Below are 12,219 nucleotides of genomic sequence, written 5' to 3'. Positions count from 1 at the left end.
TTTTTTTGCGTCAGAGTTTAAGAAGTTCAGGCCACAGGCGCAGCGTTGTTTGCGTAATCCCCTGCAGTTTTTCCAGCGTCGCGCCTTCACGGGCGCTGATGGACATCCCCTGTAGAATACAGCTCAGATACTGGGCCAGCTCCTGCGGACGGCAATGCGCCGGAATTTCACCGCGCTGCTGGCGTTGAGCCAGAAACGTGCTGAGCGTCTCCTCCTGCATCGCATGGCGCGATTTGACCGTGTTGGCAATCTCTTTCGACGATGCCGCGAGGGTCGCGGAGGTGTTGATCATAAAACAGCCCGCGGGCGTGTCTTTACTGGTAAAGCAGGTTGCGACTGCGCAGAAATAATCCTGCAATGCCTGCTCAACCGTTTTTTCTTCACAGAATAGCTGGGCTTCGTGTTTTGCCGCGAAGCGCGAGATGTATCTGTCCAGTACGGCCCGGAATAAGCCTTCTTTGTTGGTGAACTCTGCGTACAGGGTAGGGGCTTTCGCGCCCGTTGCTTCCACCAGGTCGGAGAGCGACGTGGCTTCATACCCATGCTGCCAGAAGAGCGTCATGGCCTTATCGAGCGCCGCATCCCTGTCGAACACTTTTGGTCGGCCACGGCTTTTCTTTGCGCAACGCGTGACATCGGTTGTCATGTGCCGTTGGTCCTCTGTTGTTTTGTTGAATAGTCATTATAAAAATAAACGTCTGCGACGACCAGCGGTGATTTCTTAAAAATAATTTAATTTTATCTTTATGAAATATAAGGAAAATGAAATTAATTTAACGACCATTATAAAAATGGGTTGACGTGTGACCTGGATCACATCTATCATTTACCTATCGATCGTTAACTAAATAACTAACGACCACTACATCATCTGCCCAAAGGTATAAAATCATGAAAAACGTTAAAACCCTCATCGCTGCCGCCGTTCTGAGTTCACTCTCTTTCGCAAGCTTCGCTGCTGTTGAAGTGCAATCCACTCCAGCAGACCAGCAGAAAGTCGGTACCATCTCTGCCACTGCCGGGACTAACCTCGGCTCTCTGGAAGATCAGCTGGCACAAAAAGCTGACGAAATGGGTGCGAAATCATTCCGCATCACCTCTGTGACCGGTCCTAACACCCTGCACGGTACCGCAGTTATCTACAAATAAGCGTAACGCAACCCTCCGTTATGCCACTGCAAAAAAAAACGCCCTGCTAATGCAGGGCGTTTGTCGTTATTACCGTTTACATTGACTGCTGAGCAACCTCATGATGCCGCGTGACATCGGTTGGCATCCCGGAGCGCGCTTCCATCGCCCGCTCCATCACTGCGCCATCGGTGTTTGCATTCGTTTTAAAGCTCACCATCGAGGCATTCAGATTAATCGGCAGCGTCTGCGGATCGTCATTAATGTTTTTCGATAGCGGCTGGTGGATCTCAACCAGACGGACGCCACCCGGCTCTTCAGACACTTTAATCGGCGTATTGATGATATTCACTTTCGTGCCAGGGGCGATCACGCGGTAGAGCGTTTTGATGTCGTCATCGCGCAGGCGAATGCAGCCGGAGCTGACGCGCATCCCGATCCCGAAATCCGCATTCGTTCCGTGCAGAAGATAAACCCCACCGTAGGCCGCCAGGCGAATGGCATGGTGCCCCATCGGATTATCCGGGCCCGCGGGAACCACGGCAGGGAGATCGATACCCTGTGCCTTATAGCGGGCGCGGATGTTTGCCGTCGGAGTCCAGGTTGGATTAGCGCGCTTGTCGGAGACGGTGGTCACCATGGTCGGCGTGAGCGTATCGCCTCCCAGCTGGCCGATGCCGATAGGGTAGACGGTTACTTCATTTTTCCCCGGCGGGTAATAGTAAAGACGCAGCTCGGCGAGGTTTATCACAATCCCCTGACGCGGCGCGTCCGGCAGGATGGTTTGCAGCGGAATCGTCAGTACGCTGCCCGCCCGGGGCACATAGGGATCTACGCCCGGGTTGGCCTGCAACAGCGCCAGGAACCCGACGTTATATTTTTTAGCAATCGCTTCCAGCGAACCGCCATCGTTTTCAACCACGTGAAAGCGGTTTTCACCTACGACGTTGCTGCCGGCGGGCGGAAGAGGCCAGGTATTGGCGCGAGCAGGGAGCGCGACGGCAACCGTCGCGGCCAGCGCAACCACAGTTAACCAGCGGGTAAAACGCGAAGAAATCATCATTATCATAATCCATACAAATGATAAGGTTATTGTTTTATAAGGCGTTAATGATAATTATGGCGAATGTATGGTCGGGAAGATCGGGCGAAGTGCAAAGAGTTTGTAAATTGTCCCCCACCAGCCGGGCGCTGGCGGGGGAAACCGTTATGCGATGGCGTTCTCTTCCAACTGACGCATAAAGTTACGCACCCAGTCCATGCGGATTTTACGTTCCGTCAGATCCTGAGTAAATTTCAGACGCGTCGGGCCATCAAGACGGAAATGCTGCGGCTGTTTTTGCAGAAGGCCAATCAGCCACATCGGATCGACGTGGTTCTTCTCGGCAAACTCAATTACGCCGCCTTTCTCGTTGCCTTCAAGCTTGCGAATGCCCAGCTTCTGCGCCTGCTGACGCAGGCGGGCAATATCCAGCAGGTTGCGCGCCGCATCGGGCAATATCCCAAAACGGTCAATCAGTTCGACTTTAATCTCTTCCAGCTCGCCTTCGCTTTTCGCGCTAGCAATGCGTTTGTAGAACGACAGACGGGTATTCACGTCAGGAATAAAATCATCCGGCAACAGGGAAGGCATGCGCAGTTCCACTTCGGTCTGCTGGCTGGTGAGATCTTCCAGAGACGGTTCACGTCCGGCTTTAAGCGCGTCGACGGCATTTTCCAGCAGCTCCATATACAGAGAAAAACCGATGGTTTCCATGGAGCCGCTCTGGTCTTCACCCAACAACTCACCGGCGCCGCGGATCTCCAGGTCGTGCGTCGCCAGCGCAAAGCCAGCACCCAGATCTTCCAGCGAGGCGATAGCTTCCAGACGCTTTTGCGCGTCGGTGGTCATCGCCTTCGGATGCGGCGTCAGCAGCCACGCGTAGGCCTGATGGTGCGAACGCCCGACGCGCCCGCGCAGCTGATGCAGCTGGGCCAGGCCGAAGTGATCCGCGCGTTCGATGATGATGGTGTTCGCCGTCGGAATGTCGATCCCGGTCTCAATGATGGTGGTACATACCAGCACGTTGAAACGCTGATGGTGGAAGTCGTTCATCACCCGCTCCAGCTCGCGCTCGCGCATCTGGCCGTGACCAATGGCGATGCGCGCTTCCGGCACCAGCTCTGCCAGCCTGTCGGCGGCTTTCTGAATGTTTTCAACGTCGTTATACAGGTAATATACCTGGCCGCCGCGCAGCACTTCACGCAGGATCGCCTCGCGAACCACCAGATTGTCGTACTCGCGAACAAAGGTTTTCACCGCCAGACGGCGCGCCGGCGGGGTGGCAATAATCGACAGATCGCGCATGCCGCTCATCGCCATATTCAGGGTGCGCGGGATCGGCGTGGCGGTCAGGGTCAGAATGTCGACGTCGGCGCGCATCGCTTTGATGCGCTCTTTGTGGCGCACCCCAAAGCGGTGCTCTTCATCGACGATCAGCAGCCCCAGATCTTTCCACTTCACGTCGCTTTGCAGCAGCTTGTGGGTGCCGATCAGAATGTCAATTTTGCCTTCGCTTGCCTGTTCCAGGATTTGCGTCTGCTCTTTGGCGCTGCGGAAACGCGACAGCATCTCAATGCGTACCGGCCAGTTGGCGAAGCGGTCGCGGAAGTTGTCGAAGTGCTGCTGGGCGAGGAGGGTAGTCGGCACCAGCACCGCCACCTGCTTGTTGTTTTCCACCGCCAGGAAAGCGGCACGCATTGCTACCTCGGTTTTACCGAAGCCCACGTCGCCGCAGACTAAGCGATCCATCGCCAGCGGCTGGCACATGTCGCTCAGCACGGCATTTATGGCCTGAGCCTGATCCGGCGTAGTTTCAAACGGGAAGCTGTCGCAGAACAGCTGGTACTGCTCTTTATCATGCTTAAACGCATAACCCTCTTTGGCCGCGCGCTGGGCGTAAATGTCCAGCAGCTCGGCGGCCACGTCGCGCACTTTTTCCGCCGCCTTCTGCCGCGCGCGTGACCAGGCGTCGCCGCCCAGCTTATGCAGCGGCGCGTTATCTTCCGCGCCACCGGCGTAGCGGCTGATAAGGTGCAGGGACGACACTGGCACGTACAGTTTGGCGTCGTTCGCGTAGGTCAGCATCAGGTATTCACCTTTGATGCCGCCTGCTTCGAGGGTGGTCATTCCCTGATAGCGACCCACACCGTGTTCCAGGTGAACGATCGGCTGACCGGGGTGCAGTTCGGCCAGGTTGCGGATCAGGGTGTCCGGGTTGATGGTGCGACGGCTGTCCTGACGACGGCGCGCCACGCGCTCGCCCAGCAGGTCGCTTTCACAAATCAAGGCCAGGTTATTGAGCGTATCAATAAATCCGTGTTCGGCGGAGCCGATCATCAGGTAACGACCATTTCCGGTCGCTTCGCTCAGGCGATGAATGCGCTTCGGTGCAACTTTGATCCGTCCTAGTAGTTCGCCCAGCGCTTCACGACGACCCTCACTCTCAACGGAGAACACCACTGGCCCGGTGAAGGAATCAAGAAACTTGCGCAGGTTATCGAGCGGGGATTTCTGCTGCGCCTGGACGGCCAGATCGGGCAGCGTCCGGAACGCGAGATTGGTGTTCGCCGCCTTATCGGCAAGCGAATCGGTTTTGAGCTGCATACGCGGCCAGCGTTTTAGCTCGGCGTTGAGCTCGTCGGTACGCAGCCACAGCATTTCCGGCGGCAGCAGCGGACGCATCGGGTCAACGCCCCGGTTTTCAAAGCGGGCGCGCGTTTCGCTTTCAAAGCGGCTGGCGCTGGCGTCGATATCCCCGGTGTTAACAATCAGCGTATTCGCCGGGAAGTAGCTGAACAGCGCCGGCAGCGGTTCGTTAAAGAACAGGGGCTGCCAGTACTCGATCCCGGCCGGAAGGGTGCCTTTGCTGACCTGCTGGTAGATATGTTCGGCATCACGTTTCACGTCGAACCTGTCGCGCCACTGGCTGCGGAACAGTTCGATGGCGGTTTTATCCGTCGGGAACTCATGGGCGGGCAGCAGATTAATGGAGTCCACTTCCTCCAGCGTGCGCTGGGTGTCGGCGTCGAACACGCGCAGGCTGTCGATCTCATCATCGAAGAAATCCAGACGATACGGCTGGTCGCTGCCCATCGGATAGAGATCCAGCAGCGCACCGCGCGTCGCGTATTCGCCGTGCTCCATCACCTGATCGACATGACGGTAACCGGCTCCGTCAAGCTGCACGCGCAGGGCATCGCGCGACAGGCGCTGGCCTTTTTTCATCACCAGCGCGTGGCCGTGCAAATAGCTGTGCGGACAGACGCGCTGCATCAGGGTATTCACCGGCACAATCAGCACACCGCGCTGCATGGTGGGGAGCTGATACAGCGTCGACAGGCGTGAGGAGATGATCTCCTGGTGCGGAGAGAAACTGTCGTAGGGAAGCGTTTCCCAGTCGGCCAGGCTGAATACCAGACTGTCGGTGAACTGACGAATTTCGTCGTGCAGGCGCAGGGCGTTTTGCATGTCCGGGGCAACCAGCACCACCGGCCCCGGATGGCGCTCGGCAATTTCCGCCACCAGCGTGGCGCAGGCCGCGCCTGTCAGTTCGCCCAGCTGGCGTTGGTCACCTGCTTTTACAGGCAAGGAAAAACGATAGTGTTCAGGCATGGCTATGTCAGGGTCTCTTGGGGATATACCAACAGTATTGGGGCATATCACTGATACGCAATGTCTTTATTATCCTCGATCGTTATGCATAAGCAAATCGTAACCGCACAAGAGGAAAAGTGCCCCCGGATGGGGGCAGGGTAGGTTAGCGGCTGGCGAGCTGTGGCGTAAGCCGTGCGGGAGGGGAGAAGAAAAGGTCGCCAAAGAGGGCGGTCGAGAGCTTACGTGCGCCCAGTCCAACCAGCGTGCAGACGAGTAGGCTGATGAACGGATAGACCAGAATCAGCGTTAACTCCGCCCAGATCGGCCAGTACGCCGCATTCATTTCGCGAATCAGGAGCAGGCTAAACGCCTCAATTAAAATGCGGTGGGTGGTATAAATCGCGATGGTGTTTGAACCGATGACGTTCAGCAGATTATTGGGATGAACGGCATAACGCTGCTCGAAGCTGTAAAAGAGCTTCATGATGACCACGATCGACAGCAGTGAGAGCGGCAGAGGAACATTAGCGAACCACAGCACTACCGACACCGCGCCAGAGGCGATAAGTACCAGCCAGCTGCGGCGTAAATTCATCCCTTTCATCCACGTCATCAACTGCGCGCCGTACCATGCGCCGAGGCTGTAGTAGATCGTGTTGCGCACCACGCTGTTCATTCCCCACCACGGTAAAGGCAGGAAGTTAATGGCGATGCTTGCCAGCGCCAGAAGCCCCAGCATCGGCAGTTTCCAGCGGCTCAGCAGTTTACAGAGCGTGAAGTAGACCACTAAGGCGTACAAGTACCACAGGCTGGTGCTGGCCGTGAGCATTCCCAGTACAAACCCTGAAACGGAATCGGCGTAGGCCGCATTGGTTGCTGTCGCCAGTTCACGCTCGGGGGCGAGCCAGGCATTCAGATGGGTCAGCGCCTGCCATTGCAGGACGCCCCACAGGGCCAGCACCCAGACAATGCTCCAGATCCGCTTGTCGAGACTGGTGCGCCAGTTCACCTCGTCAATATATCGACGAATCAAATAGCCGGAGATGAAGAAAAACACCGGCATACGGAACGGTGCGAGGTAAAGATTAAAGTAGACCCAGCATTTGGCGAGCAGGCCCGATAACGGATGCTGTAGCCCGTCCAGGTGAGGATAAAAGGTGATCACCGAGTGGTAAATCACCACCAGGCAGATGCACAGCCCTTTTATCTGGTTAATCCATAATGCTTTTTGTTTCATTGTGCGTGACGACCTTGTTGCCATAAACGAAAGGTCGATTGTTGTAAAATGAAACCCCGATGTAACGGGTAACAGTCTGTATCAGGATGATTTTCGGAAAAAGTGGAGGCTGTATGGCGGAAGTTCAGTCAGTAGCATGATGATTTATCTGAATTTTTCGGAAAAATGATTACCGAATCTTACGGTTTCAGTCATTTACGCTTAGCGGATTCGCTTATATACTCGTGGGTCTGCTATCAGCAAACAGACGGATTTCATGTATCAACCTGTCGCACTCTTCATAGGCTTACGTTACATGCGTGGGCGCGCCGCGGACCGCTTCGGTCGCTTTGTCTCCTGGCTTTCGACTATTGGCATTACGCTTGGCGTGATGGCTCTGGTGACGGTGCTTTCCGTCATGAACGGCTTCGAGCGCGAGCTGCAAAACAATATCCTGGGGCTGATGCCGCAGGCCGTTCTCTCTTCCACTCAGGGCTCCGTTAACCCGCAACAGCTGCCGGAAAGCGCGGTGAAGTTACAGGGTGTCACGCGCGTTGCGCCGCTCACGACGGGCGATGTGGTGCTGCAAAGCGCCCGCAGCGTGGCGGTCGGGGTGATGCTGGGTATCGATCCGGCGCAAAAAGATCCGCTGACGCCGTTCCTGGTCAACGTAAAACAAACCGACCTGGAAGCGGGTAAATACAACGTCATCCTCGGCGAGCAGCTTGCCGGGCAGCTCGGGGTCAACCGTGGCGATCAACTGCGCGTGATGGTGCCCTCAGCCAGTCAGTTTACGCCGATGGGGCGTCTGCCAAGCCAGCGCCTGTTCAACGTGATTGGCACGTTTGCGGCGAACAGCGAAGTCGATGGTTACCAGATGCTGGTTAACATTCAGGACGCCTCGCGTCTGATGCGCTACCCGGCGGGAAATATCACCGGCTGGCGTCTGTGGCTTGATGCGCCGCTGAAGGTGGATACCCTTAGCCAGCAGACGCTACCGGAAGGAACGAAATGGCAGGACTGGCGCGACCGCAAAGGCGAACTATTCCAGGCCGTGCGCATGGAGAAAAACATGATGGGGCTGCTGCTGAGCCTGATCGTGGCCGTTGCCGCGTTTAATATCATCACCTCGCTCGGGCTGATGGTGATGGAGAAGCAAGGCGAAGTCGCCATTCTGCAAACCCAGGGGCTGACGCCGCGCCAGATCATGGCGGTATTTATGGTCCAGGGCGCCAGCGCTGGCATCATCGGCGCGCTGCTCGGCGCGGCGCTGGGTGCGCTGCTCGCCAGCCAGCTCAACAATCTCATGCCGATTATCGGCGCGCTGCTTGATGGTGCGGCGCTGCCGGTGGCTATCGAGCCGCTCCAGGTGGTCGGTATTGCGCTGGCCGCGATGGCTATTGCGCTGCTCTCTACGCTTTATCCTTCCTGGCGGGCTGCCGCCACTCAACCCGCTGAGGCTTTACGTTATGAATAAGATCCTGTTGCAGTGCGACAACCTGTCCAAACGCTATCAGGAAGGCACTGTGCAGACCGACGTGCTGCACAATGTGAGCTTTAGCGTGGGTGAAGGCGAGATGATGGCGATTGTTGGCAGCTCCGGCTCCGGCAAAAGTACGCTGCTGCACCTGCTGGGCGGGCTGGACACGCCAACCGAAGGCGATGTGATCTTTTCCGGGCAGCCGCTGAGTAAAATGTCGTCTACGGCGAAAGCCGAGCTGCGTAACCGTGAGCTGGGTTTTATCTATCAGTTCCACCATCTGCTGCCGGACTTTACGGCGCTGGAAAACGTCGCAATGCCGCTGCTGATTGGTAAAAAGAAACCCGCGGAAATTAATGCCCGCGCCAGCGACATGCTAAACGCGGTAGGGCTGGGTCATCGCGGGAATCATCGTCCGTCTGAGCTTTCCGGCGGCGAGCGTCAGCGTGTGGCCATCGCCCGTGCGCTGGTCAACAACCCGCGCCTGGTGCTGGCGGATGAACCGACAGGTAACCTCGATGCGCGTAACGCAGACAGCATTTTCCAGCTTCTCGGCGAACTGAACGCCGCGCAGGGAACCGCGTTTCTGGTGGTCACGCACGATTTGCAGCTGGCTAAGCGGATGGGCCGTCAGCTGGAAATGCGCGACGGTCGTCTGAATGCAGAACTGACGCTGATGGGAGCGGAGTAATGGCTTCACCGTTATCGTTACTCATTGGGTTACGCTTTAGCCGCGGTCGTCGCCGGAGCGGGATGGTTTCCCTTATCTCCGTGATCTCCACCATCGGTATCGCCCTGGGCGTGGCGGTTCTAATCGTGGGCTTAAGCGCCATGAATGGCTTTGAGCGCGAACTGAATAACCGCATTCTGGCCGTTGTACCCCACGGTGAAATCGAGCCGGTTAACCAGCCGTGGTCCAACTGGCGTGATGCCCTGAACAAAGTGGAAAAGGTACCCGGCATTGCGGCGGCTGCACCTTACATCAACTTTACCGGGCTGGTAGAGAGCGGGGTAAACCTGCGCGCCATTCAGGTGAAAGGGGTGAACCCACGTCAGGAGGAGCGTCTGAGCGCGCTGCCTCGCTATGTGCAAAATGGTGCATGGGCAAACTTTAAGGCTGGCGAACAGCAGATCATCATGGGCAAAGGCGTTGCCGATGCACTGAAGGTGAAGCAGGGCGACTGGGTCTCGATCATGATCCCGAACGCCAGCGCTGATCACAAATTGCAGCAACCTAAGCGCGTGCGTCTGCACGTCACCGGTATTTTGCAACTGAGCGGCCAGCTCGATCACAGCTTCGCGATGGTGCCGCTGGAAGATGCGCGCCAGTATCTGGATATGAGCGACAGCGTGACGGGCATTGCCATTAAGGTTAACGACGTTTTCAACGCCAATACACTGGTGCGTGACGCTGGCAGCGTGACCAATAACTATGTCTACATCAAAAGCTGGATCGGCACTTACGGGTATATGTACCGTGATATCCAGATGATCCGCGCGATTATGTATCTGGCGATGGTGCTGGTGATTGGCGTGGCGTGCTTTAATATCGTCTCTACGCTGGTCATGGCCGTTAAGGACAAGAGCGGCGACATTGCCGTGCTGCGTACCTTAGGGGCGAAAGACGGTCTTATTCGCGCCATCTTCGTCTGGTACGGTTTGCTGGCGGGGCTGTTTGGTAGCCTCTGCGGCGCGGTCATCGGCGTGGTGGTGTCTCTTCAGCTGACGCCGATTATCAACGGGATTGAGGCGCTTATCGGCCATCAATTCCTGTCAGGCGATATCTATTTTATTGACTTCCTGCCGTCTGAACTGCACTGGCTGGACGTCATTTATGTGCTGGTTACAGCACTTTTACTGAGTCTGCTGGCAAGCTGGTATCCGGCGCGTCGCGCAAGCCGAATTGATCCGGCGAGGGTATTAAGTGGCCAGTAATTTCGTCATGGTTTAGCGGTCTTTTGGCCGCTGAATCAAACAGAGGAATGCATCATGTATTACGGATTTGATATTGGCGGCACCAAGATTGCGCTCGGCGTGTTCGATAAAGACCTTAAGCTACAATGGGAAACCCGCGTGCCTACGCCGCGCGATAGCTACGATGAATTTTTAACCGCCATTGCCGCGCTGGTGGCGCAGGCGGATGAACGCTTTGGCGTCAAAGGCAGCGTCGGCATTGGTATACCGGGTATGCCCGAAACCGACGACGGCACGCTGTATGCCGCCAACGTTCCTGCTGCCAGCGGCAAACCGCTGCGTGCCGATCTTTCTGTTCTCCTTGAGCGCGACGTGCGCTTAGACAACGATGCCAACTGTTTTGCTCTCTCAGAGGCCTGGGACGACGAGTTTCGTCGCTATCCGTTGGTGATGGGGCTGATCCTCGGAACGGGCGTCGGTGGCGGGATTGTCATTAACGGTAAGCCCATTACCGGGCGCAGCTACATTACCGGAGAATTTGGTCATATCCGTCTGCCAGTGGATGCGCTGGACGTCGTTGGTCGTGATTTCCCGCTTACCCGCTGCGGCTGTGGTCAGCACGGCTGCATTGAGAGTTACCTTTCAGGGCGCGGGTTTGCATGGCTTTATGAACACTTCTATCATCAGAAACTTGAGGCCCCTCAAATCATTACGCTGTGGGAGCAAAGAGACGCGCAGGCGCGTGAGCACGTTGAGCGCTATCTTGATTTGCTGGCGGTGTGTCTGGGGAATATCCTGACCATCGTCGACCCGGATCTGCTGGTGATCGGGGGAGGGCTGTCAAATTTCACTGCGATTACGGAACAGCTGTCCGGGCGTTTGCCCCGACATTTATTGCCGGTCGCCCGCGTGCCGCGCATTGAGCGTGCGCGACACGGGGACGCAGGAGGCATGCGCGGAGCCGCATTCCTTCATCTCACCGATTAGTTTACGAGGTTACTATGCTGTCGCGTCGCCAGGGTCGACTCAGCCGTTTTCGCAAAAATAAACGCCGCTTACGTGAACGCCTGCGTCAGCGGATCTTTTTCAGAGACAGGATGATGCCAGAAGCGATGGATAAACCCAGAGTGGTGGTGTTGACCGGGGCGGGGATCTCCGCCGAATCCGGTATTCAGACCTTCCGCGCGGCGGACGGGCTGTGGGAAGAACACCGAGTAGAAGATGTGGCGACGCCGGAAGGTTTCGCCCGCGATCCGGCGCTGGTTCAGGCGTTTTACAACGCCCGTCGTCGCCAGCTTCAGCAGCCGGAGATTGCGCCAAACGCGGCGCACCTGGCGCTGGCAAAGCTGGAGGAGGCGCTGGGGGATCGTTTTCTGCTGGTGACGCAAAACATCGACAATCTTCACGAAAGAGCCGGAAACCACAACATCATTCACATGCACGGCGAACTGCTCAAGGTGCGGTGCGCATGGAGTGGGCAGGTGCTGGAGTGGAAAGAGGACGTGCTGGACGAAGACCGCTGCCACTGCTGTCAGTTCCCTTCGCGTCTGCGTCCCCATGTGGTCTGGTTTGGCGAAATGCCGCTGGGAATGGATGAGATCTACAGTGCCCTGGCAATGGCGGACGTCTTTATCGCCATTGGTACCTCAGGACATGTCTATCCGGCGGCGGGGTTTGTTCACGAAGCGCGACTGCAAGGTGCCCATACGGTGGAGCTTAATCTTGAGCCAAGCCAGGTCGGGAGTGAGTTTGAAGAGAAGCATTACGGTCTGGCCAGCGAGGTGGTGCCAGCCTTTGTGGATAAACTCCTGAAGGGGCTGTAAGGGTAACGGGCGACCTTGCGTC

The 12,219-nt window shown here is 56.8% G+C and carries 10 protein-coding genes; 6 read left to right on the top strand and 4 right to left on the bottom strand.

What is annotated here, in order from left to right; genetic code table 11:
- Positions 1-10 precede the first annotated feature (10 nt).
- Entirely contained in the window at positions 11-646 is a 636-nt protein-coding gene (gene comR, locus ACOTX2_RS05380; RefSeq protein ID WP_022647753.1) for a TetR family copper-responsive transcriptional repressor ComR, read from the bottom strand.
- A 245-nt stretch (positions 647-891) separates the two neighbouring features.
- Here comR and bhsA point away from each other — a divergent pair, with 245 nt between their 5' ends.
- Positions 892-1,149, top strand: a complete 258-nt coding sequence (gene bhsA, locus ACOTX2_RS05375; RefSeq protein WP_006809234.1) for a multiple stress resistance protein BhsA — start codon at positions 892-894, stop codon at positions 1,147-1,149.
- A 76-nt stretch (positions 1,150-1,225) separates the two neighbouring features.
- Here the strand turns inward: bhsA and ldtC are convergent, their stop codons facing one another.
- The 3 genes from ldtC to ACOTX2_RS05360 all read right to left on the bottom strand — a co-directional run bounded on the left by ldtC (position 1,226) and on the right by ACOTX2_RS05360 (position 7,001).
- Positions 1,226-2,191 carry a L,D-transpeptidase LdtC gene (ldtC, locus tag ACOTX2_RS05370; protein ID WP_023299804.1) on the bottom strand — a complete coding sequence of 322 codons (966 nt, stop codon included), beginning with the start codon at positions 2,189-2,191 and terminating at the stop codon, positions 1,226-1,228.
- Positions 2,192-2,335: 144 nt separating this feature from the next.
- Positions 2,336-5,782 carry a transcription-repair coupling factor gene (gene mfd, locus ACOTX2_RS05365; RefSeq protein ID WP_032624473.1) on the bottom strand — a complete coding sequence of 1,149 codons (3,447 nt, stop codon included), beginning with the start codon at positions 5,780-5,782 and terminating at the stop codon, positions 2,336-2,338.
- A gap of 145 nt (positions 5,783-5,927) precedes the next feature.
- Positions 5,928-7,001, bottom strand: a complete 1,074-nt coding sequence (locus tag ACOTX2_RS05360) for an acyltransferase family protein (protein ID WP_063147625.1) — start codon at positions 6,999-7,001, stop codon at positions 5,928-5,930.
- 256 nt (positions 7,002-7,257) lie between these two features.
- Between ACOTX2_RS05360 and lolC the strand changes: the two genes are divergently transcribed.
- Genes lolC through cobB form a run of 5 tightly spaced genes read left to right on the top strand, consistent with a single transcriptional unit; the run spans position 7,258 to position 12,197 of the window.
- Entirely contained in the window at positions 7,258-8,457 is a 1,200-nt protein-coding gene (gene lolC / locus ACOTX2_RS05355; RefSeq protein WP_017384712.1) for a lipoprotein-releasing ABC transporter permease subunit LolC, read from the top strand.
- The gene (gene lolD / locus ACOTX2_RS05350; protein ID WP_022647757.1) at positions 8,450-9,151 is read left to right on the top strand and encodes a lipoprotein-releasing ABC transporter ATP-binding protein LolD; all 702 of its coding nucleotides are present in this window, start codon (positions 8,450-8,452) and stop codon (positions 9,149-9,151) included. Before lolC ends, lolD begins: the two co-directional genes overlap by 8 nt.
- Positions 9,151-10,395: a lipoprotein-releasing ABC transporter permease subunit LolE gene (gene lolE, locus ACOTX2_RS05345; RefSeq protein ID WP_063841151.1), complete on the top strand. Its 1,245-nt coding sequence runs from the start codon at positions 9,151-9,153 to the stop codon at positions 10,393-10,395. The genes lolD and lolE overlap by 1 nt, the downstream gene beginning before the upstream one ends.
- A gap of 54 nt (positions 10,396-10,449) precedes the next feature.
- Positions 10,450-11,361, top strand: coding sequence for an N-acetylglucosamine kinase (gene nagK / locus ACOTX2_RS05340; protein WP_063147623.1), 912 nt, complete (start codon positions 10,450-10,452; stop codon positions 11,359-11,361).
- Between the two features lie 14 nt (positions 11,362-11,375).
- Positions 11,376-12,197, top strand: coding sequence for a Sir2 family NAD+-dependent deacetylase (cobB, locus tag ACOTX2_RS05335; protein ID WP_022647760.1), 822 nt, complete (start codon positions 11,376-11,378; stop codon positions 12,195-12,197).
- Positions 12,198-12,219 lie beyond the last annotated feature (22 nt).

Source organism: Enterobacter cloacae complex sp. IR5412, assembly GCF_049237385.1.
Taxonomy (GTDB): Bacteria; Pseudomonadota; Gammaproteobacteria; order Enterobacterales; family Enterobacteriaceae; genus Enterobacter; species Enterobacter intestinihominis.
The sequence above is the reverse complement of the archived record's forward strand: the minus strand, read 5'-3'. Positions and strand labels throughout refer to the sequence as shown.

Bases quoted from the DNA above. Each gene is read 5' to 3' on its own strand.
- comR (WP_022647753.1), bottom strand. From the start codon at position 646: ATGACAACCGATGTCACGCGTTGCGCAAAGAAAAGCCGTGGCCGACCA.
- bhsA (WP_006809234.1), top strand. From the start codon at position 892: ATGAAAAACGTTAAAACCCTCATCGCTGCCGCCGTTCTGAGTTCACTC.
- ldtC (WP_023299804.1), bottom strand. From the start codon at position 2,191: ATGATGATTTCTTCGCGTTTTACCCGCTGGTTAACTGTGGTTGCGCTG.
- mfd (WP_032624473.1), bottom strand. From the start codon at position 5,782: ATGCCTGAACACTATCGTTTTTCCTTGCCTGTAAAAGCAGGTGACCAA.
- ACOTX2_RS05360 (WP_063147625.1), bottom strand. From the start codon at position 7,001: ATGAAACAAAAAGCATTATGGATTAACCAGATAAAAGGGCTGTGCATC.
- lolC (WP_017384712.1), top strand. From the start codon at position 7,258: ATGTATCAACCTGTCGCACTCTTCATAGGCTTACGTTACATGCGTGGG.
- lolD (WP_022647757.1), top strand. From the start codon at position 8,450: ATGAATAAGATCCTGTTGCAGTGCGACAACCTGTCCAAACGCTATCAG.
- lolE (WP_063841151.1), top strand. From the start codon at position 9,151: ATGGCTTCACCGTTATCGTTACTCATTGGGTTACGCTTTAGCCGCGGT.
- nagK (WP_063147623.1), top strand. From the start codon at position 10,450: ATGTATTACGGATTTGATATTGGCGGCACCAAGATTGCGCTCGGCGTG.
- cobB (WP_022647760.1), top strand. From the start codon at position 11,376: ATGCTGTCGCGTCGCCAGGGTCGACTCAGCCGTTTTCGCAAAAATAAA.